This window comes from Veillonella sp. S13054-11, from assembly GCF_002959795.1.
GTDB classification, from domain to species: domain Bacteria; phylum Bacillota; class Negativicutes; order Veillonellales; family Veillonellaceae; genus Veillonella; species Veillonella parvula_E.
This window is the reverse complement of sequence record NZ_PPCY01000007.1, coordinates 109,721-131,014: the sequence shown is the minus strand read 5'-3', so window position 1 is coordinate 131,014 and position 21,294 is coordinate 109,721. Positions and strand designations below refer to the sequence as shown.

Genomic DNA, 21,294 nt, shown 5'->3' with positions numbered 1-21,294 from the left:
AGTCTATTGATATATTTTAATAAGTTCTTTAGTTGCTTTCACCTAGGAGCTAATTGGATTATAATGTGTGATATATCTCATATATTGTATTGAAAATTAAGTTCATATTAGAATGTGAAAGGAGTTGATGCTATATGGCAGAAACAATTGAAACAAGACCATTCCCTCCATTCTTACCAAAGAAGGCAACAGTCATGATGATGGGCACATTTCCTCCAGAACAATCAAAACGTGCTATGGAATTCCATTATCCAAATTTCCAAAATGATATGTGGCGTGTTTTTGGCCTCGTATTCTTTGATGAAAAGGATCATTTTAGAAATGGTGAGGAAAAAGCGATGGATCCTGAGAAGATTAAAGCCTTTTTGTCTGAAGCTGGAATTGCATCTTGTCCTACTGTTTTGAAAGCTATTCGCGAAAAAGGGAATGCATCTGATGCATTTCTTAAGGTCGTTGAACCAGTTCCACTTGCGGACGTACTGGAGCAAATCCCTGACTGTAAGCATATTGGTACAACAGGCGGCAAGGCTACGGAGATTTTATTGAGCCTTTTACCAGAAAAGGTTAAATTACCTAAAACTGGTGAAACAATTCCTTTTGTATTTAATGGTCGGGAATTGACATTGACACGTTTGCCATCTACATCACGTGCCTATCCGTTGAGCCTACCGAAAAAGGCTGAAGCGTACAAGAATTTCTTCAAAGCTTGTGGTCTAAAAACAAAATAAATATTTAAAGTAGCACCTTTAATAGTTGGCTTTGAGTCTTTTGGTCTCATCTGTCGCTATTGAAGGTGTTTTTATATCGTAAAAATATATGAGGTATTAAAATGGAAATTAATGCATATTTATTGTGAATATGTAGTTTATTATAAATAAAATTGATGAGATATATAATATTTTAATTCTTGTTTTTTATAATGAGAGGTTTATAATTAACCGTTGTCGCAAACTGGTTGACAATAATTTAAAAAATGGAGTTGATAATATGGATAAGGCTAAGGAGGCCTTGTGGACAAAATCCTTTGTCCTTGATACTTTGATTAATTTCTTAGTATTTTTAATTTATTATTTATTAATCGTTATTATTGCGGTTGTAGCAAAAGATAATCTTCATGCTACGGCTAGTCAAGCGGGACTTGCTGTTGGTATATATATTATTGGCACCGTTGTAGCCCGTTTGTTGGCAGGGCGGTTTATCAGTATCCTAGGATGTCGTAAGATGCTCTATTTAGGGTTATTGATTTACTTGATTTCAACAGCTATGTATTTTTACACACCTAATTTACTAATGCTTGATAGTGTTCGCTTCTTAAATGGTTTTGCTTATGGTATTACATCTACTGCTACAAGTACTATCATAGCTGCTATTATTCCTACGTCACGTCGAGGGGAAGGGATTAACTATTATGGCTTATCTACCTCTCTCGCCGCTGCAGTAGGACCATTCTTAGGTATATTGATGCTTCATAGTCTTGGTTATGATTTTATCATTGCATTCTGTGTTGTACTTATCATCCTTTGCGGTATTGGTTCTGTAATCATGAAATTTAATGAACCTAAACTTGGTATCGAATCTGAAGGACATAAGGGCATTAGAATCTCGGACTATATTGAACCACGGATGAATTCAATCAGTCTTGTTTCCATTCTAGTCGGCTTTGCTTACTCTGGCGTTATTGGCTTTATGGCGGCTTACACAAAAGATCTAGATCTTATTATGGCGGGCACTTTCTTCTTTGTTGTATATGCTGTAGTTATTACTATAACAAGACCATTGCTTGGCATTGTTTTTGATATGAAAGGGGAAAACTTCGTTCTTTATCCTTGTTTTGTATCCTTAGCACTTGGTATTTTCTTATTATCCATCGCTCACTCCACATGGCTTGTGCTTTTATCGGCTGTGTTTGTTGGCCTTGGATATGGTACATTTATGTCCAACGGACAAGCTGTTACTGTTAAGATAGTACCTGTTCATCGTATTGGTGTTGCCACATCTACATACTTCATTGCCTTGGATATGGGGCTTGGCTTTGGCCCCTATATTTTAGGTGCCGTTAAAGAGGTTGTAGGTTATGCTAGTATGTTCCATGTAACTGTTGTTGTTGCGCTCCTTGCGCTGGTTGCCTATTATTTATTATATGGCCGTTATGTGGGGACTGAGAGAGACCTCTCGTTGAAAGCTCGCGCTGAAGAAGAAGAAATTAGGAATCGTAAACATAATGGTAAGCTTGCGTAAAATGTAAAATAAAAGGACTATACGAGCCTAGGCTCGTATAGTCCTTTTTGGTTATCTAGTACTGCTTTGCTAATATTATTATTTTTCAATATTTACAATATTAACGATAACTTCAACAGCTTTTTTCATATCATCGATACATGCGAATTCATGACGACCATGTAGATTTTCTACGCCTGTAAAAATATTTGGTGTAGGAATGCCCATGAAGGAGATTTTGGATCCATCTGTGCCACCGCGAATAGGATCACAAGTAGGTGTAATTCCAGCTTTTTTCATTGCTGCTTTGGCTACGTTTACGCATTCCATATTGTCTTTGATGATATCGTACATGTTGTAGTATTGGTCTTTTACAGAGACCTCACATACTTCACGCCCATATATTTCATTCAATGTTTGACCTGCTTGTAAGAAGAATGCTTTTTTTGCTTCGAACAATTCCTTATTATGGTCGCGGATAATATAGTTCATTTTGCCGGTATCTACTTGTGTTTCCATGCTCATGAGCATAAAGAAACCTTGGCGACCACATGTGTGCTCAGGAACAGCTGCTCCTGGTAATAAAGCGTCAAATTGCATAGCTAGTTTAGCACAGTTGATCATAATGCCTTTGGCAGTACCTGTGTGAACGGATACGCCTTTGAGGGTTACTGTACCGCCAGCAGCGTTAAAGGTTTCATATTCGAGTTGGCCTAGGCTTTCACCATCGATAGTGTAAGCATAGTCTACAGGAAATTGTTTAACATCGAAGTGGTCAGCACCAGTACCGATTTCTTCATCTGGACCGAAAGCACACATGATTTTACCATGTTTGATTTCTGGGTGAGATACGAGATAGGCGAGGGCTTCCATGATTTCGCAGATACCAGCCTTGTCGTCACCACCAAGAAGTGTTAGACCATCGGTTACAACTAAGGACTTGCCAATGTAATTTTTTAGATTTGGAAAATCTGCACGACGGGTGAAGATTTGATGTTCTTCGTTAAGGCAAATATCCCCGCCATCATAGTTTTCTACGATGCGAGGCTTAATATTTTCCGCGTTGTAATCGGCTGTATCCATATGGGCAATGAAGCCGATAGCAGGAGCTTTTTCATCTGTATTGGCATTGAGCGTACCGATGACAAAACCATTTTCACGATTGTAAATAACTTCATCTAAACCGATTGCTTTTAAATCAGGAACGAGCACATTCATAGCAAAGTCTACTTGAGTTTGAGTACTAGGAATGGTTGTACTTTCCTCATTAGACCGTGTATTTATGCTTGTATAGCGTACAAAACGTTCGACCATTGATTCCATAATGAGCCTCCTCGTAAGTAAACATACGTGTTATACAGGGCAGTATACGATACCGTTACATAATAGAGATTCTTAATATACTTTCATTGTAGAACAGGGACGCCAAAAATGCAAAATAATTATTTATAGGGGGTGTATTGTTTTATTCGCATAGTGCATAGAAAACCATTGAACCATGTGTAGTACCGTGTTAGTATAAAGGTGAATAGTTATACGTTTGTACTTTTTCTGTGAGGAGGTTTTACTATGTCGGACGAGGTTCGTTCCATTCCACCCATAGAACCGGTGTTAGATCCTAAGAAAGATTACGTAGAGATTAACTCATATGTAGTCTTCTGGGGCTTGTTCTATGCGGCAGTTTTCACACTGGCTGTTGGCTATTTATGTTTGAAAATCGGTCAAACAGTAGATGCCTTTGCACCAGTATCTGTACTTGCTATGGGTACAGCAGTTATTTTAAAGCGGCAAAATGCTTTTGCCGAAACGGTACACATTCAAGCTATCGCTAGTTCTAGTACGAACACATTAGCAGGGGCTATGTTCTTCTTGCCAGCTCTTTACATCTGGAATGTAACAGATGTATCATTCGTACAAATGGCGATTCCTATCATTCTTGGCGGCGTTTTAGGTGTTTTATTATGCGTTATGTTCCGTCGCTATTTCGTTGAGGAAATGCACTATGTGTATCCGTTCCCAAGTGGTCGTGCTGCAGCGGAAGTATTGATGAGTAATGAAGGTAGCAAAGCAAAACTTATGCTTGGCTCTGGTTTAATTGCTCTCGTGTATGACTTTATTCTTAATAGTTTAGGGTGGTGGCAAGAGGTTATTCGCACTGCTACCTTTAAGTGGGGGGCAGCCCTTGCAGATCAAACTAAGCTAACCGCAGCGGTAGATACTGATGCAGCATTGCTTGGCCTTGGTTATTTCACGGGCCTTCGCTATGCGGCTATCATTGCAGCCGGTTCCTTCTTCTCTTGGTTTGTATGTATTCCAATTGTGTACTATTTAGCGCCTGAACATATCATGCAAATTGGCGGCCATGCAGTTCCATTAGGGGAGGCCCCAATTCGTAAGGTATTCCTTGATTATGTTCGTCATATTGGTATCGGCATGCTCGCTATGGCAGGCATCATCGGTCTAATTACAATGTCTAAAGTGGTAGCAAATGTTGTTAAAAATGCAGTGCTTGACATCTTTAGTTCTAAAACTGTAGATGTTAATTTGCTTCGTACACAACGTGACGTACCTACATCTTGGATTGGTGCTGGTATCTTGTTATGTACAGTTTTATTTGCAGCATATTTCCATTTTATGTATGCTGAAAGCTTCGGACAAACAATTGTAGCGTTCTTAATCGTTCTTATTATGTCCTTCCTATTGTCTGTAGTGGGGATTAGCTCCATCGCTTATACAGGTACGGAACCAGTTTCAGGTATGACAATCTTTATGATTATCATCTCCGCTGTATGCTTAACCGCAGCAGGTATGACTGGTAAGGTCGGTATGATTGCAGTCCTCATGATGGCATCCTTTATTGGTACTACTATTGGGATGGCTGGTAACTTCATGTCTGAGCTTAAGGTGGCACATATGACAGGTGCTACACCTAAGAAAATGGAACAATGGCAAATCGTTGGTACTATTCTTTGTGCCGTACTTTCTGTAGGTGTTATGATTCTTTTGAACGATGCTTATGGATTTGTAGGAGATCATGCATTAAATGCACCTCAAGCGAACGCTATGGCCGCCATCATTGAGCCAATGATGACTGGTGGTAGTGCTCAATGGCCTCTATACATGGCTGGCGCATTATTTGCAATCATCTTGTGGATGGTAAGAGTTCCACCATTGGCATTTGCTTTGGGCACATATTTGCCAATGGAAATCAACACACCATTACTTATCGGAGGTTTGATTGCGTATCTTGTACAAAATAGTACAAAAGACAAAGAATTGGCAGATCTTCGTTTCTCCAAAGGTAGTACAATTGCCTCTGGTCTCGTAGCTGGTGGTGCTATTGGCTCCTTGTTCAGTGCTGTGCTTCGTATTGCAGGTGTTGATGTATTTGCTCAAGCTTGGGTAGAAACACCTGAAGCGACATATCTCAGTATCGTAATGTATTTATTACTCTGTACGTTCTTGTACAAGGTAGCTATGTATATAAAAGCTAAACATGCTAAATAAATTACATACTATATATCCTAAATGAATTGAATAGCTTATTTATTCTATAAATAATCAGGAATCCTCCATTTTGGAGATGACCGCCTTTATCAAGTTTCATCTATGCTTGGTAAAGGCGGTCTTTTTATATACTTAGGAATGTTATTTTCGATATAGCTAAAAACTATATCAATTCAATACCTATTGGTATAGTTGGAATTATTGACCCGTGCTATATCGAATGTTATCATAAAATTATAATACCTTTAGAGGTATTATTTTTATTATGCTCATAAGTGTAAGTATAAATATATTAGTTGATTAAGAAGAACTCTGTTTCTAGATAGAACGGAGAGAAGTAAGGATAATAATATGAAATTTAAGAAAATAGCAGCTCTATTAGGGGCTTTCACCATTGCTAGTAGTTTATTAATCGCAGGCTGTGGTAATGCAGGTAATAGTCAGAAGGCATGGCGCGTAGGTACTGATGCGACCTATGCACCATTTGGTTTTAAAGACAAAGATAGTGGTAAATTAGCTGGTTTTGATATTGATATTATCAATGCGATTGCAAACGAAGAGGGCATAGAAGCAGATATTCAAAATCTAAACTTTGATGCGCTTTTACCAGCATTACAAAGTAATACCATCGACATCGCTATTTCGGATATGACTATTTCTGAAGAACGAGCAAAATCTGTTGACTTTAGTAAACCGTACTATATTGCAGGTAATGGTCTCGTTGTGAACATTGATAACACCAATATTAATAGTTTTAAGGATCTAGAAGGTAAACGCATTGGTGTATCCATCGGCTCTACTGGTGCAGAGATTGCTAGCAAGATTCCCAATGCCGATGTACGTCAGTTTAATATCATTGTCGATGCGTTCTTAGAATTGCAAAATAAAGGCGTCGATGTAGTTATCAATGATACACCAGTAAACGAATATTATGTTAATGGTAAAGGCAAAGGTATCGCAAAGGTTACTGGAGAGGACTATGATGCGGCACCACTAGGTATTGCTGTGAAAAAAGGTAATACAGAGTTGCTTAACAAAATCAATGATGGTTTGGCTAAGATCAAAGCAAACGGTAAATACGCAGAAATTTATAAGAAATGGTTTGGTAAGGAGCCTCCAGCAGAGGTATTAAAATAGTTTGTAGATAGTACCAGAATGTATTATTTGATATAATATGCTAGGTAATCCTCATGTTATAAGAGGTATGTATAGAATGGGTGATATGATGGCTAAACGAAGTGCATTTTTAGATATTATTAAGGAAAAGGGCGCCCTCGTCTTAGATGGAGCTTTAGGGACCGAATTAGAGCGTTATGGCTGTGATATTCAACATAAGTTGTGGTCTGCTAAGGTTCTCATGGATCAGCCAGATATCATTAAGAAAATACATATTTCTTATTTAGCTGCTGGTGCCGATATCATTCAAAGCTCTGGTTATCAAGCGACAGTAGCAGGCTTTAAAGGTTTAGGTTATGGAACGGAAGAAGCGATAGAGCTCGTTAAACTTTCTGTTCGTTTAGCCGTGCAAGCTCGTAATGAGTTTTTAGAAGCAAAGGCGAGTGGGGCACTTACATTGCGTGGAATTACGCTTGGTGAAGAGACTCCTAAGGGAATTAGATATTTTTCTGAAGGTGCGTTACCTAAACCGTTGGTGGCAGCTTCTGTAGGTCCTTATGGCGCTTTCTTGGCTGATGGCTCTGAATACCGTGGTTATCCTGATGTGCAAACAGAATATCTAGAAATATTCCATATTCCACGACTAGCATTATTCTGCGAAGAACATCCAGACATATTATCCTTTGAAACTATACCGTCTTATGCTGAAGCGATTGCTATTGCAAGAGCTATGTCTGATCCATTTACATCAAAAGGTATTCCTGCATGGATTGCTTTTTCCTGTAAAGATGGGCATCATGTTTCTAGTGGCGAAACCATTATTAAATGTGCACAAATGATCGACAAGGTACATCCTATTACGGGGATTGGCATTAATTGTACTAAACCGGAATATGTAGAATCATTGATAAAAGATATTCGTACTGTTACAGATAAACCGATTGCTGTATATCCTAATCTTGGTGAAAGCTATGATAGTAAAACTAAAACTTGGTATGGCGATGCTGCATCATTTGTAGACTACGTTGAGGTATGGCGAAAAGCTGGAGCTGAAATCATTGGTGGCTGTTGTAGAACAACACCTGAAATTATCGGTGATATTGCAAAGAAAATTCACAACTAATATAGTGTGATATACAAAAAGCTATTCGAGTATAATTCGAATAGCTTTTTCTTTATATGCAAATAAAAAAGCAGTGCGAAAGCACTGCTTTTACTATGGCGGAGAGACAGGGATTTGAACCCTGGGTACGGGATAACCGCACACATGATTTCCAATCATGCTCCTTCAGCCGCTCGGACACCTCTCCATGTATTCTGTTGTGTAACAGGTACTTGTATAGTATATGAAAAAGTTAGATTTATGTCAAGCAAAAAAATAGTAGAATTATTGCATATTTACAAGGCTTTTAAAAAATAGTATTTGATTTCAATAAATGGATATAAATCAAAAAACATAGCCTGGTTTTAGGCGTATAAAATCTGGTATATAAAAAGAAAAAGCCGCCTAAATAGGCGGCTCTTGTATTAGAATACGTCTTTAATTTCAGCAGCTTCAATGGATGCTTTGATATCGTCTGCCATTTTTTCAATTAATGGAAGATCTTCTTCTTTCAAAGAGGATTTGATATCTAGTGGTTCGGAAACGATTTCAATGTCTTTGAAGTCATTTTCGAAATGGGAAACCATTGTTTTCATCGCAGCGGAAGCCCAAGAGTGGTTACCGATGATGGACACTTTATGGTTTTGGAAGTTAAGGGCTTTTAATTCATGGATAAAGTTTTCCATAGTAAGGTATAGATTCAAGTTATATGTAGGTGCGATAGTTACCAAGTTAGTATATTTCCAAGCATCGGAGATGATGTAGGAAGCATTAGTTTTGGAAACATCGTAAATTCTGATATCTGTAACACCACGTTTGGAGAGTTGTTTAGCCAATTGTTGAGCAATAGCACGAGTATTGCCGTACATGGAACCAAAAGCGATAACAACACCTTTTTTCTCAGCAGTATAGCTGGACCAATGTAAGTATTTGTGCGTGATATATTGGATAGATTCAGGGGTGCGCCAGATTGGACCATGAAGTGGAGCAATGCGTTTGATATCAAGGCTAGAAATTTTGCGAAGCGCATTTTGTACTTGTGGTCCGTATTTACCAACGATATTTGTATAGTAACGGCGAGCTTCTTCTTCGTATGTAGCTACGAAATCGGTTTGATCAGCAAAGATATTACCATTAACTGTACCGAATGTACCAAAAGCATCTGCAGAGAACAATGTGCCTGTAGATTTTTCGTATGTACAAGTTACTTCAGGCCAGTGAACCATAGGCATAGTGTAAGAAACCAAAGTATGTTTACCTAAACAGATTTCATCGCCTTCTTTAATTTGATGGTATTGTTCTGGTTTTGGAGTGTTATAGAATTGCTCAAACATGCGGAATGTTGTAGCATTACCTACCATTTTACAATTTGGATACCGTTCCAATGTTTCCAATAATGTTTGGCAATGATCAGGCTCCATATGGTTTACGACGATGTAATCAAGTTCACGACCATTTAAGAGGTGAGTCAAGTTGTCGAAGTACTCTTCGCGAATTTCAGCATCTACAGAGTCTACCACACAAGTTTTTTCATCGTCGATGAAATAGCTGTTATAGCTAACACCATTTGGAATAGGAAATAAGTTTTCGAAACGTTCTGTTGTCCAGTCATTACTACCAATCCAGTAGATATTATGAGTCATTTTCTGAGCACAATGCATAATAAAATCCTTTCTTAACCCACACTAGGTATGTATAGCTTTACATGAGAACTCATGTCTGTAAATATAGTATCAATTTATAATACTAATATTTTCGAAAAAAATCAATATTGAAAAAGCCTACTTGAAGAAGTAGGCTTTCACATGAAAGTTCATAGTGACCAATTATTTGAAGTATTTTACACCAGATGTAAAGATTGGCATTTCTAATTGGCCAGGAATATTTTTGCTAATACCGGCGCCACAGCGTTCAGAGTGTGCCATTTTGCCGAATACGCGACCATCAGGGCTATAAATACCTTCGATAGCAGCTACAGACTGGTTAGGATTGAAGCGACTATCCATGGAGGCGATACCATCAAAGTCTACATATTGTGTAGCGATTTGGCCAGTTTTATTGAACTCTAACACTTGTTGAGGAGACGCTATAAAGCGACCTTCGCCGTGAGAAATTGGTACCGTATAAATTTCTCCAGCTTTAGCATCACTCATCCAAGGGGACTTTGTGGAAATAACTTTCGTATTAACCATGCGAGATAAGTGACGACCAATGGTATTGTATGTCAATGTAGGATGATCTGCAGTTAACGTTTCAATATGTCCACCAGGTAATAAGCCTAACTTGATGAGCGCTTGGAAGCCGTTACAAATACCTAATACAAGGCCATCTTGTTTGTACAAGAGGTTTTCTAAACCTTCTGCAAGGTATGGGTTGCGGAAGAGGGTGGCTATGAATTTACCAGAACCATCTGGCTCATCACCGGCACTGAAACCTCCTGGGAACATAAGAATTTGAGACTCTGCTAATTTAGCTTTGATTACGTCGATAGATTCTTTTAATTGTTCTGGAGTTTGGTTGCGGATAAGCACGATATCTGTTTCTGCACCAGCCCGTTCAAAGGCGCGAGCAGAGTCAAATTCGCAGTTTGTACCAGGAAATACTGGGATGAGAACTTTTGGTTTTGCACCTAGGGAGGCGCTGCGAGGTTTAGCGTGTTGGTCATGGATGTAAGCGACTGCTTCACCAAAGCCGTTTGATGCGTACATTGGGAAGATATCGTTTAGAGGTGCTTCATAGGCCGCTTGTACTTCTTTGAGCGATACGGATTGACCTTCCCATTCGATAACAGGTGTGGCTTGGGTTACGCCGATAACTTTCACATCAGGTAATTCTAAAAGATAATTAACAGCCGTAATATCTACTTCAACGATGAAGGAACCAAGGGCTGGTTGGAAGATACCACGTTCAGCGTATTTATCGAATTTAACACCGATATTGTTGCCAAGGGCCATTTTTGTGACTGCTTCAGGAATGCCGCCTTGATCAACTACATAGGCAGAGTAAACGCGACCTTTTTCAATTTGTTCTTGTAGTGTATCGCAGTTTTCTTTGAATCGATCCCAATCAGGGGTGTCATCGTATGTACGAGGTACATCGAAGAATACGAGGCGGTGATCTACGCCTTTAAGGTCTTGGCTCACGATATTATCTACATGAGCTGTACCAACTGCAAAGGATACGAGGGTAGGGGGAACGGTAAGATCCATAAATGTACCGCTCATAGAGTCCTTGCCGCCGATAGCGCCGATTTCAAGTTCTTTTTGTGCTTTATAAGCACCAAGTAAAGCTGCTACTGGCTTACCCCAAGATTCTTTAGAGTTGAGGCGTTCAAAATATTCTTGTAATGTTAAGTATGCGTCTTCTCGGCGACCTCCAAGAGCTACTAATTTTGCTACAGATAAAAGTACTGCATATTGCGCACCATGATAAGGGCTCCATGCAGATAACTCAGGCACAAAACCATGAGTCATAATACTAGCCGTTGTAGTTTCACCGTTTAGAACCGGTAATTTAGCAACCATGCCTTGGGTAGGCGTTTTTTGGAATTTGCCACCGAATGGCATGAGGACTGTATTGGCGCCCACAGTGCTGTCAAAGCGTTCTGCTAAGCCTTGTTGGGATGCTGCATTTAAATCGGATACGGCTGCAAGCCATTTTTCCTTGAAGTTATCTGCACTAGCTGAACCACGTAAGAAGTAGGATCGATCTGCAGGAGCTTTTACGATAGCTTCTTGTTGTTGACTTGCACCATTTGTATTTAAAAAGTCGCGGCTAATATCTACAATTGCTTCACCATTCCAGTTCATAACAAGGCGATTTGTATCAGTTACCTCTGCCACAACTGTACACTCCAAGTTTTCTTCGTCGCAGTATGCTTTGAACGCCTCTACATCAGAAGCAGCGATGACACAGGCCATGCGCTCTTGAGATTCAGAGATGGCTAACTCTGTACCATCGAGGCCAGCATATTTTTTAGGGACTAAGTCGAGATTGATTGATACACCATCAGTTAGTTCACCGATAGCGACAGATACACCGCCTGCACCAAAGTCATTACAACGTTTGATAAGTGTCGTTACTTCGCCACGACGGAATAAACGTTGGATTTTACGCTCTGTAAGAGCATTGCCTTTTTGTACTTCTGCACCGCATGTGGATAGAGAGTCAACGGTATGTTCTTTAGAGGACCCTGTAGCACCACCACAGCCATCACGGCCAGTTTTACCACCTAGCAATACTACCACATCGCCTGCAACTGGTACCTCACGGCGAACTTGGTTGCGAGGTGCAGCACCGATAACTGCGCCGATTTCCATGCGCTTTGCTACGTAGCCAGGATGGTAATATTCTTTTACTTCACCTGTAGCAAGGCCGATTTGGTTGCCGTAAGAGGAGTAACCACGAGCTGCTTCTTGGGTGATCTTTCTTTGTGGTAATTTGCCTTCCAATGTATCTTCAAGTCTTGTATGTGGATCGCCAGAGCCTGTGATGCGCATAGCTTGGTATACGTAGGCGCGACCGCTCAATGGGTCGCGAATACAACCGCCTAAGCAGGTAGCTGCGCCCCCAAATGGTTCGATTTCAGTAGGGTGGTTATGGGTTTCGTTTTTGAATAGTAACAACCATTCTTCAGTCTTGCCATCTACATCGACAGGGACGATGATTGTACATGCATTGATTTCATCAGATTCATCGAGATTTGTAAGTCCTCCAGCGTGGCGTAATTCTTTTACAGCCAATGTAGCCATGTCCATGAGGGAGCGAGCTTTTTTCTTAGTCGTGTAGAGCTCAGCACGGCCTTCCATATATTCTTCGAAGGCTTCCTTTATAGAACCGGTGAAGCGGCTGTCTTCAATGGTAATATCTGTTAACTCGGTCATAAAGGTAGTGTGACGGCAATGGTCAGACCAATATGTATCGAAGAGGCGAATTTCTGTAATCGTAGGATCGCGGTGTTCCACCTCTGCGTATTGTTGTCTAATCATTTGAAGGTCTGCTAATGTCATAGCAAGACCGTAGTTCTTGATGAGAGCTTCTAAATCATCATTGCTCATCGTAGTAAAGCCATCGATTGTTGCCACCGGTTTTGGATCTTCTAAATCGAGAGCTAAGGTATTTGGTACGTCAAGGCTCGCTTCGCGGGAATCAACAGGGTTAATGTAGTAGGCCTTAATGACATTTTCTTGTTCTTTTGTAAAGGTGCCTTCGATAGCATATACGCGAGCACAACGCACGATGTGGCCGGATGTAAGTGTGAGCATAGAAATACATTGCTCTGCGCTATCAGCACGTTGATCGTATTGACCTGGCACATATTCAACAGCAAATACAAAGCCTTGTACACTTGGAATTTCTTCTAATACAGTATCTACAGGAGGTTCAGAAAAAATTAAATTTTTAGCAGACTCTAGATCTTTTGCATCTAAATTTTCGATGTCGTATCGCTCATAGATAGTCACATCTGTAGCAGGCATAGATAATTCCTGTTGTAAGGTTTGTAACATGCGTTGCGCTTCTAGGTTGAAAGATTCTCGTTTTGTTACGAATAATCGTTGTATAGCCATTGTAGCCTCCTGTAATGTATATAATTCCCTATGGGATATTGACAAATTAAGTATAGTCGGTCTAGACTTATAAGTAAAGATAATCTTACTAATGAAAAGATTAGAAATACTAATAAATATGAAAAGTTCATGAAGGTCATAAGACCTAACTTTCATGAAGATTTCTACATATTCATTATATATTGAGAGTCTATAGTTATAATAAGGTAATGATATGTGTATTTAAAAGTAAGACGTTACTATTAGTATATAACAGAGGTGAATAAAATGGCAGTATCTGCAGATTTATATAGAACCTTTCTAGGGGTAGGCTTATATTTATCTTTTTCCCGTGCCGCAAAAGAATTAGGCGTGTCCCAATCCGCCATCAGTCAAAGTATTAAACAATTAGAAGGAGAACTTAATATGCCTCTCTTCGTGCGTACTACAAAATCTGTAGGGTTCACGCCAGAAGGTAAAGAATTGTTTGATACGGTAGCTAAAGCTTTCTCCATTCTTGATAATGGTGTTACCCAATTACAAGAACGGGTTAGTCAAGCTTATGAAAGTTTAAATTTGGCTGCCACAGATACTTTGTGTCGCCATTTCCTATTGCCTTATTTCCACAAATGGCAATTACAAGAAAGTGAAATTGGCTTACATATCATTAATCGTCCGTCTCCTGATTGTGTAGAATTAGTACTCAATAAAGAGGCGCAATTAGCCGTGGTTAATGATTATGAGGGCTTGAGAGATAATCCTCAGCTAGAGGTAACTACGCTAGCTACCATTCAAGATGTCTTTGTTGGCGGTCCTGACTATAAAGGGGCAGGATTCTTTGATCAAGGGCGCCTTCTTAACGAGCCTATTTTACTCTTGCATAAAGGCTCTGCTAGTCGTACATTCTTTGACGATGTAACACATGGTGCTTGTCGTAAGCCTCGCTTTGAATTGGGTAGCGTCGATGTATTACTAGATCTTGTAGAAATCAACATGGGTATTTCCATGTTACCTAATCATGTGGTACAACAAAAAATGCAAGAAGGGACTATTGTGCGCATCGATACAGATATTCCGGTACCAACACGCGACATTGTGCTTGTGCGTTCTCGCTTGGTTCCTCAATCTGAAGGGGCTGCAAGATTTACGTCCTTGCTAGTTAATCGTGAAAGTACTCGAGATAAAGTTTTATAAGAAAAAGACATGTTTAAAGACATACTTTAGGAAAATTTCTTAAAGTGTGTCTTTTTATATATTAGTGTGAGTTTTACCGTGCTATATTATATTCCTATAAAGCAGTTGAGTTATATAATTCATATATGAAATATTTAAGTCTTATTTGCAATGATATTTATGGGTTACATTATAAGACTTTTACTAGATATAGGTTGACCCTAAGGGGTTGTTTACGTTAAAATTTAAAGATAGTTATGCGGAGGTATGAGCACATGGAATTATTAAAAGAACGCATTCGTGAAGAGGGGATTGTCCTCAATAATCGAGTGCTGAAAGTAGATGGGTTCTTAAACCATCAAATCGATCCACAATTGTTTAAGGCGATTGGTAAAGAAATCGCGGATCGTTACCGTGATGCAGGTGTACAACGTATTGTTACCATCGAAGCATCTGGTATTGCGTTGGCGTTGATGGCCGCGCTTGAACTAGACGTGCCATTGGTATTTGCGCGTAAGAAAAAATCCATCCTTATGGTAGATGATGTATATCATAGTGTTGTGTACTCTTATACAAAAGAAGAGAATTATGATATCACTATTTCTAAAAAATTCTTACCAGCTGGCGAAAAAGTGTTGATTATTGACGATTTCTTGGCGTCTGGCGAGGCGGCTATGGGCCTTGCTAAGTTGGTTCAAGACGCAGGTGATGAAGTAGTTGGCATGGCGATTGCTATCGAAAAGTCCTTCCAACCTGGTCGTGAACGCTTGGAAAATGCGGGCTACCGTGTAGAGTCTTTAGTTCGCATTAAAGAATTCAAAGATAATGGTTGTGTGTTTATCGAAGACTAATTAGTCTGATTATTGTTAGAGGGAATTATGAATAAAAAAGCAGAAAAATTCGACTTACTCGTTGCTGACCTTAATAAAGGCGGTAACACTTGGTTTACAAAGGAAGAAATGACAGACGATCTTAACACAGTTGTATATCATGGTCGTTTGGATGTTCATGAGCATAGCTTGCCTGTGTTCATCGTTGTAGACGATTCTGCGTTCACCTATGTACGCATCGCTATCACAACAACATCTATTGATAAAAAAGTGATTCCTGCGGTATTGAAAGAACTTAACACGTTAAATCAAGATTACAAGATATCTAAATATTACGTGAGCAATGAAGACAATAACATTTATATGGATGTGTCTATACCATGTTTGAATGAACAATTTGATCCTACTGTAGTAGTGAATCTTATGCTTGAAGTTATTCAACCGCATTTAGATGCTGTACATAAAGATATTCTTAAAGTAGCTAGCTTAGCTTAATAGAGGTTGTTATGAATCCTAAATCCTTATTATTTGATAAGTTTTTGAAAGAAGAAGAAATCATATCTTTTGAACGGAAGGATTTTGATGATGAAGACGGTACAGTAGTATATCGTTCTTATATCAAGTCTCCTTTATGGGATATGCCTTTATTCGTCATTCTCGATAACAGTATTTATAGTGTAGTTCGTTTAGTGTTAGGACCTGAAAAGGTAACAGCACAAAATATGAATGCCTTGAATGCATTAATTAATCGTGACAATGCGACATATAAAAATTATAAACTATATATTGATGAACAAGATTCTAGCCTATACTTGGATTGTGTATATATGTGTGGTGATGATGCGTTCGAGCCTGCATTGATGTATGCGTTGATGTCTTCTATTGTAGATTATATTCCAGAATCTGTAGGTGAATTGAAAGCTGCCTTTGAAAGTGGTACTCACTAATCAATAATAGATACAAGTTAAGTGATCTAATGTTCGGAATTATGAAAAGAGGATAACCTGTTTATAAATGGGTTATCCTCTTTTTGTATGGATAAGAAAAAACATATAAATATTTTAATCGATAGAGTAAGTTTGTGTTATTATAAGATTGAAAAGGCAGTATTTTATTTTACAGATTTATTTAAAATTATTTTATATGATGCAATCTATATTTTTTCAATAGTTCGGAATATAACGAATGATAAAAATATTTAATAAAAAAATATTCGAAAATAGTATTGATTTTGTAAATGTTAGGTGTTACAATTTGAGTACAAGAAGGAGGTAGCACCGTGAACTATGCAAATCAACAAACTCAAAGCAAGTCTACGGAGGCTATTTGCGCGTATTTGTCCCAGTCTGTTTTGGCTGGGCTTTTTTATTAGGAGGATCTATGAAGGTCGGTATTATCATGGGCAGCAAGTCTGACCTGGACACAATGAAAAAAGCATCTGCCGTACTTGATGAATTTAATATTCCCTATGAAATGGTTATTGCCTCAGCTCATCGTACCCCAGAGGCTGTAAAAAATTTTGTTATACGACTTGAAGGTGAAGGAGCTATTGCTTTTATTGCTGGTGCAGGCGCAGCGGCTCATTTACCTGGTGTGGTGGCGAGCTTCACTACACTACCAGTTATCGGCATCCCACTTAATGCAACCGCATTAAAAGGTATTGATTCTCTACTTGCTATTGTACAAATGCCATCTGGCATGCCTGTAGCAACCATGGCTGTAGATGGTGCTAAAAATGCAGCGCTCTTTGCAGTACAAATTGGAGCAGCTTTCAATAAAGACCTGAAAGAACAATATCAACAATATCGTAAAGATATGGCTGAAAAAGTCTTGGCAGACAATGCAGAATTACAAGGTGCTATTCATATTTAATCATCTAAATCATCGGTGATTAAATGTTGGTTAAGAAAAACAGTTTATTTAGATATCTATTATATAGTTTGTATCATTAATTATGATAAAGGAGAAAGATCATGGCTAACATCGATTTGGAAAAATTAACATTATTGTATGAAGGGAAAGCAAAACAAGTATATGCAACAGATAACAAAGATGAGTACATCGTTCATTACAAAGATGATGCCACTGCATTTAATGGTGAAAAACATGACACCATCCTTGGTAAAGGCGTGTTGAATAACAAAATTTCCTCTTTCTTCTTTGAATTGTTGAAAAAAGAAGGCGTACCAACTCATTTCGTTCGTCGTGAAGATGATCGCAACCAAACAGTACTTACATTGAAAATAGTTCCTCTTGAAGTTATCGTTCGTAATATTGCGGCTGGCTCTATGGCTAAACGCTTTGGCATTGAAGAAGGAACTCCACTTAAACATCCAATTCTTGAATTCTGCTATAAAAATGATGAACTAGGCGATCCATTTGCCAACGAATCCCAAATCACTGCACTTGGTTGGGCCACTCAAGAGCAACTTGATGTAATTTCTACAATTACTTTAAAGGTAAACGATATTTTGAAAAAATTCTTGGCTACTAAAAATGTAACCCTTGTAGATTTTAAATTAGAATTTGGTACCCATAATGGTGAAATTTTATTGGGTGATGAAATTTCTCCCGATACATGCCGTTTCTGGGATGCTACAACTGGTGAAAAACTCGACAAAGACCGTTTCCGTCGAGATCTTGGTAATATTGAAGAAGCATATAAGGAAATGTTATTCCGTCTTACAGGTGAGCGTGCCTAATAGGGGGGAAGATGAACTACGATTCTGTTTTTGACAAATGGCACGAAGAGTGTGGTGTATTCGGCATCTATGATAGGACCGTTGATGTAGCACGCTATGTATATTGGGGGCTATTTGCTCTCCAACATCGTGGTCAAGAAAGTGCGGGCATTGCTGTTACCGATGGTCATGATGTAGAACTGAAAAAAGGCATGGGCTTGTTGACCGAGGCTATCAAAGAATTACCAGCATTGCCAAGTTATATGGGGACTGGTCATGTGCGGTACTCTACGACTGGGTCCAATAATCCGCGTAATATCCAGCCTTTGGTTATTCACTACCAAGGCGGTCAAATTGCGGTGGCTCACAATGGAAACTTAACGAATGCCTTATCTATTCGAAAATGTCTCGAAGCCGATGGTTCCATCTTTCAAACGACGATGGATTCTGAGGTTATCGTAAACTTGATAGCCCGCTCTAAAGCAGAAACACAAGCGGAACGGATTGCCGATGCAGCTCGTCAAATTGAAGGGGCGTTCTCTCTAGTCATTACTACGAACGACTCCTTAGTAGGTGTACGAGATCCTCAAGGATTTAGACCACTTTGCTTAGGTAAAACAGAAAATGGTTATGTGCTCTCTAGTGAAAGCTGTGCTTTTGATGCGATTAAGGCAGAGTTTATTCGCCATATAGATCCTGGTGAAATGGTTATCATCGATGACTCTGGTGTGCGTAGTACTATGTATGCGGAACCAGAAAAAATCGACAAAAAACTTTGCGTCTTTGAATACATCTATTTTGCACGTGGCGATAGTCATATCGATGGTCAATCCGTATATCAATCTCGGCTAAATATGGGCCGCGAACTATATAACGAAACTAAGTATGATGCAGACATCGTAATGTCCATTCCGGATTCCGGTACAACAGCTGCATTAGGTTATGCTCGTGCATCGGGTATCCCTTTTGCGGAAGGTTTAGTTAAGAACCGTTATAGCGGCCGTACCTTTATTAAACCAAATCAAGAGGAACGAGAATTAGCTGTTCGTATGAAGCTAAATGCATTGCCACATATTGTTGGAGGTAAGCGTATCGTCCTTATTGATGATTCTATTGTGCGCGGTACTACGAGTGGTATCATTGTAAAAATGCTAAAAGAGGCTGGTGCTAAAGAGATTTATATGTGTATTAGTTCTCCAACTATTGAGTACTCCTGTCACTATGGCATTGATACATCAGTGCGTAAAGAACTTATAGCAGCTACTCATACTGTGGATGAAATTAGAGATTTTATCAAGGCTGATAAATTACATTACTTGTCTCGTGAAGGCCTATGTCGTGCTGTATCTGATGTAAAGCCAGATGATTTATGTTTTGCATGTTTCAATGGTGATTATAGTGTAGCGGTTCCTGCGGACCAAGAGGAAGGGGTCAAATATGTGCTCGAATAAAACTAGTTTAACCTATTGCGATGCAGGTGTTGATATCGATGCAGGTAATCGCGCCGTAGAATTGATGAAAGAATCTGTTAAACGGACGTATACACCGGGTGTTGTTGGTGATCTAGGTGGTTTTGGGGGAATCTATTCCTTAGCTAGTCATGCTATGTCTGATCCTATGCTCGTATCTGGTACAGATGGGGTGGGTACCAAATTACGTCTCGCTATTATGATGGATAAACATGATACTATCGGTCAAGACTGCGTAGCTATGAGTGTTAATGATATCCTCGTACAAGGTGCTACACCTTTATTCTTCCTTGATTATATTGCGGTTGGCAAACTAGAGCCTGTAAAAGTGGCGGATATCGTACGTGGTGTAGCTGAGGCGTGCGAAGAATCAGGCTGCGCTTTACTAGGCGGTGAAACTGCTGAGATGGCAGGTTTCTACGATGATGAGGATTATGATGTAGCTGGTTTTGCCGTTGGTATCGTAGATCGTCCTAAATTGATTACTGGTGAAAGTATCAAGGCAGGAGACGTTATTCTTGGGTTACCATCTTCTGGGGTTCATTCTAATGGTTTCTCGTTAGTTCGTAAAATTGTATTTGATCACAAGGGTTTCTCCATTGGTCAAGATATTCCTGAATTTGGCAAAACACTGGGAGAAGAATTATTAACGCCAACGCGCTTATACCCTAAAGCTGTATTGCCGTTGATTAAAGAAAGCCTACTTAAAGGTATGGTTCATATTACGGGCGGCGGTTTCTATGAAAATATTCCTCGCGTCTTACCTATGGGAGTAACAGCAGAGATCGATTGTGATACATGGCCTCGCGTTCCAGTTTTTGAAAAGCTACAAGAATGGGGCAATGTAGATTGGCATGAAATGTACCGTACTTTTAACATGGGCATTGGCATGATCCTCATAGTGGACGCTACGGATGTGGATCGAGTAAAGGCAAATCTTGAAAGTCGTAATGAAGCGGTTTATGAAATTGGTCATATCGTTAAAGGCGAAGGTCCAGTTGTTGTAAAAGGGGCGGTATTTAATGACTAGTTCCTTAGTTAAAAAACGTCTAGCTCTATTCGCAAGCGGTAGAGGCTCCAATGGGGAAGCCCTCTATAAAGCCATGCAAGAAGGATATATTAATGGTGAGTTTGTAGTTATCATTACAGATCACGGTGATGCAGGGATTGTTCAACGTTCTAAACCTTGGAATATCCCACTCATTGTCATCGAGCGTAGCGACTATGATTCTAAAGCTAGCTTTGAACAAGCCCAGTTAGATGCGTTAGAGCCCTATAAGGTAGATAGTATCGTTTTGGCTGGATATATGCGTATTGTAGGGGCTCCATTGATTGAGCACTATGAGCATAGAATTTTAAATATCCATCCTGCCTTGTTGCCATCCTTTCCGGGACTACATGGACATCAACAAGCTATTGATGCGGGAGTAAAGGTAACCGGTTGTACGGTACACTTTGTTGATGCCGGAATGGATACGGGGCCTATCATTATGCAGAATACGGTTCCTTTATTACCGGAGGATACAGAGGATACCCTGAGTGATAGATTATTACCTATTGAACATAAAACATATAAAGAGGCATTACGACTATTTTGTGAGGATAAGCTCACTATAAAAGGTCGTGTTGTATATATTGAAAATTGATGTGTAA

General features: G+C 39.3%; 17 protein-coding genes and 1 tRNA gene. 14 read left to right on the top strand and 4 right to left on the bottom strand.

The window, feature by feature from the left end; genetic code table 11:
- The first annotated feature begins 134 nt into the window (after positions 1–134).
- On the top strand, positions 135–728 hold the full coding sequence (locus VPHSUH08_RS07695; RefSeq protein WP_008602839.1) for a DNA glycosylase: 594 nt from the start codon (positions 135–137) through the stop codon (positions 726–728).
- Between the two features lie 223 nt (positions 729–951).
- Positions 952–2,238, top strand: coding sequence for an MFS transporter (locus tag VPHSUH08_RS07690; protein ID WP_332057514.1), 1,287 nt, complete (start codon positions 952–954; stop codon positions 2,236–2,238).
- A 78-nt stretch (positions 2,239–2,316) separates the two neighbouring features.
- On the opposite strand, the gene pepT is transcribed toward VPHSUH08_RS07690, so the two are convergent.
- Complete coding sequence (pepT, locus tag VPHSUH08_RS07685; RefSeq protein WP_105087133.1) at positions 2,317–3,540, bottom strand: peptidase T; 1,224 nt, start codon at positions 3,538–3,540, stop codon at positions 2,317–2,319.
- A 246-nt stretch (positions 3,541–3,786) separates the two neighbouring features.
- On the opposite strand from pepT, the gene VPHSUH08_RS07680 reads away from it, so the two are divergent.
- The 3 genes from VPHSUH08_RS07680 (at position 3,787) to mmuM (ending at position 7,963) form a co-directional block, all read left to right on the top strand.
- Positions 3,787–5,724 carry an OPT family oligopeptide transporter gene (locus VPHSUH08_RS07680; RefSeq protein ID WP_004697976.1) on the top strand — a complete coding sequence of 646 codons (1,938 nt, stop codon included), beginning with the start codon at positions 3,787–3,789 and terminating at the stop codon, positions 5,722–5,724.
- Between the two features lie 351 nt (positions 5,725–6,075).
- The gene (locus VPHSUH08_RS07675) at positions 6,076–6,861 is read left to right on the top strand and encodes a basic amino acid ABC transporter substrate-binding protein (protein WP_038125788.1); all 786 of its coding nucleotides are present in this window, start codon (positions 6,076–6,078) and stop codon (positions 6,859–6,861) included.
- A 76-nt stretch (positions 6,862–6,937) separates the two neighbouring features.
- Positions 6,938–7,963, top strand: coding sequence for a homocysteine S-methyltransferase (gene mmuM, locus VPHSUH08_RS07670; protein WP_105087132.1), 1,026 nt, complete (start codon positions 6,938–6,940; stop codon positions 7,961–7,963).
- A gap of 96 nt (positions 7,964–8,059) precedes the next feature.
- Here the strand turns inward: mmuM and VPHSUH08_RS07665 are convergent.
- The 3 genes from VPHSUH08_RS07665 to VPHSUH08_RS07655 all read right to left on the bottom strand — a co-directional run bounded on the left by VPHSUH08_RS07665 (position 8,060) and on the right by VPHSUH08_RS07655 (position 13,509).
- Positions 8,060–8,150 (bottom strand) — tRNA-Ser (locus VPHSUH08_RS07665).
- A gap of 217 nt (positions 8,151–8,367) precedes the next feature.
- On the bottom strand, positions 8,368–9,603 hold the full coding sequence (locus VPHSUH08_RS07660) for an FprA family A-type flavoprotein (protein WP_021147764.1): 1,236 nt from the start codon (positions 9,601–9,603) through the stop codon (positions 8,368–8,370).
- Positions 9,604–9,768: 165 nt separating this feature from the next.
- Positions 9,769–13,509, bottom strand: coding sequence for a phosphoribosylformylglycinamidine synthase (locus tag VPHSUH08_RS07655; RefSeq protein ID WP_105087131.1), 3,741 nt, complete (start codon positions 13,507–13,509; stop codon positions 9,769–9,771).
- A 267-nt stretch (positions 13,510–13,776) separates the two neighbouring features.
- On the opposite strand from VPHSUH08_RS07655, the gene VPHSUH08_RS07650 reads away from it, so the two are divergent.
- The 9 genes from VPHSUH08_RS07650 to purN all read left to right on the top strand — a co-directional run bounded on the left by VPHSUH08_RS07650 (position 13,777) and on the right by purN (position 21,287).
- Entirely contained in the window at positions 13,777–14,682 is a 906-nt protein-coding gene (locus tag VPHSUH08_RS07650) for a LysR family transcriptional regulator (protein ID WP_004693739.1), read from the top strand.
- Positions 14,683–14,936: 254 nt separating this feature from the next.
- Positions 14,937–15,512, top strand: a complete 576-nt coding sequence (locus VPHSUH08_RS07645; protein WP_004693737.1) for a xanthine phosphoribosyltransferase — start codon at positions 14,937–14,939, stop codon at positions 15,510–15,512.
- Between the two features lie 27 nt (positions 15,513–15,539).
- The gene (locus VPHSUH08_RS07640; RefSeq protein WP_105087130.1) at positions 15,540–15,986 is read left to right on the top strand and encodes a hypothetical protein; all 447 of its coding nucleotides are present in this window, start codon (positions 15,540–15,542) and stop codon (positions 15,984–15,986) included.
- A gap of 11 nt (positions 15,987–15,997) precedes the next feature.
- Positions 15,998–16,438 (top strand): hypothetical protein, encoded by a 441-nt coding sequence (locus VPHSUH08_RS07635; RefSeq protein ID WP_004693734.1) that lies wholly within the window; start codon positions 15,998–16,000, stop codon positions 16,436–16,438.
- Positions 16,439–16,871: 433 nt separating this feature from the next.
- Positions 16,872–17,363 (top strand): 5-(carboxyamino)imidazole ribonucleotide mutase, encoded by a 492-nt coding sequence (purE, locus tag VPHSUH08_RS07630; protein ID WP_105087129.1) that lies wholly within the window; start codon positions 16,872–16,874, stop codon positions 17,361–17,363.
- 101 nt (positions 17,364–17,464) lie between these two features.
- Positions 17,465–18,193, top strand: coding sequence for a phosphoribosylaminoimidazolesuccinocarboxamide synthase (gene purC, locus VPHSUH08_RS07625; protein WP_021147770.1), 729 nt, complete (start codon positions 17,465–17,467; stop codon positions 18,191–18,193).
- Between the two features lie 11 nt (positions 18,194–18,204).
- The gene (gene purF / locus VPHSUH08_RS07620) at positions 18,205–19,623 is read left to right on the top strand and encodes an amidophosphoribosyltransferase (protein ID WP_105087128.1); all 1,419 of its coding nucleotides are present in this window, start codon (positions 18,205–18,207) and stop codon (positions 19,621–19,623) included.
- The gene (gene purM / locus VPHSUH08_RS07615) at positions 19,610–20,671 is read left to right on the top strand and encodes a phosphoribosylformylglycinamidine cyclo-ligase (RefSeq protein WP_105087127.1); all 1,062 of its coding nucleotides are present in this window, start codon (positions 19,610–19,612) and stop codon (positions 20,669–20,671) included. Before purF ends, purM begins: the two co-directional genes overlap by 14 nt.
- Positions 20,664–21,287, top strand: a complete 624-nt coding sequence (gene purN, locus VPHSUH08_RS07610) for a phosphoribosylglycinamide formyltransferase (protein ID WP_105087126.1) — start codon at positions 20,664–20,666, stop codon at positions 21,285–21,287. Before purM ends, purN begins: the two co-directional genes overlap by 8 nt.
- Positions 21,288–21,294: the final 7 nt, after the last annotated feature.

Bases quoted from the DNA above. Each gene is read 5' to 3' on its own strand.
- VPHSUH08_RS07695 (WP_008602839.1), top strand. From the start codon at position 135: ATGGCAGAAACAATTGAAACAAGACCATTCCCTCCATTCTTACCAAAG.
- pepT (WP_105087133.1), bottom strand. From the start codon at position 3,540: ATGGAATCAATGGTCGAACGTTTTGTACGCTATACAAGCATAAATACA.
- VPHSUH08_RS07680 (WP_004697976.1), top strand. From the start codon at position 3,787: ATGTCGGACGAGGTTCGTTCCATTCCACCCATAGAACCGGTGTTAGAT.
- VPHSUH08_RS07675 (WP_038125788.1), top strand. From the start codon at position 6,076: ATGAAATTTAAGAAAATAGCAGCTCTATTAGGGGCTTTCACCATTGCT.
- mmuM (WP_105087132.1), top strand. From the start codon at position 6,938: ATGGGTGATATGATGGCTAAACGAAGTGCATTTTTAGATATTATTAAG.
- VPHSUH08_RS07660 (WP_021147764.1), bottom strand. From the start codon at position 9,603: ATGCATTGTGCTCAGAAAATGACTCATAATATCTACTGGATTGGTAGT.
- VPHSUH08_RS07655 (WP_105087131.1), bottom strand. From the start codon at position 13,509: ATGGCTATACAACGATTATTCGTAACAAAACGAGAATCTTTCAACCTA.
- VPHSUH08_RS07650 (WP_004693739.1), top strand. From the start codon at position 13,777: ATGGCAGTATCTGCAGATTTATATAGAACCTTTCTAGGGGTAGGCTTA.
- VPHSUH08_RS07645 (WP_004693737.1), top strand. From the start codon at position 14,937: ATGGAATTATTAAAAGAACGCATTCGTGAAGAGGGGATTGTCCTCAAT.
- VPHSUH08_RS07640 (WP_105087130.1), top strand. From the start codon at position 15,540: ATGAATAAAAAAGCAGAAAAATTCGACTTACTCGTTGCTGACCTTAAT.
- VPHSUH08_RS07635 (WP_004693734.1), top strand. From the start codon at position 15,998: ATGAATCCTAAATCCTTATTATTTGATAAGTTTTTGAAAGAAGAAGAA.
- purE (WP_105087129.1), top strand. From the start codon at position 16,872: ATGAAGGTCGGTATTATCATGGGCAGCAAGTCTGACCTGGACACAATG.
- purC (WP_021147770.1), top strand. From the start codon at position 17,465: ATGGCTAACATCGATTTGGAAAAATTAACATTATTGTATGAAGGGAAA.
- purF (WP_105087128.1), top strand. From the start codon at position 18,205: ATGAACTACGATTCTGTTTTTGACAAATGGCACGAAGAGTGTGGTGTA.
- purM (WP_105087127.1), top strand. From the start codon at position 19,610: ATGTGCTCGAATAAAACTAGTTTAACCTATTGCGATGCAGGTGTTGAT.
- purN (WP_105087126.1), top strand. From the start codon at position 20,664: ATGACTAGTTCCTTAGTTAAAAAACGTCTAGCTCTATTCGCAAGCGGT.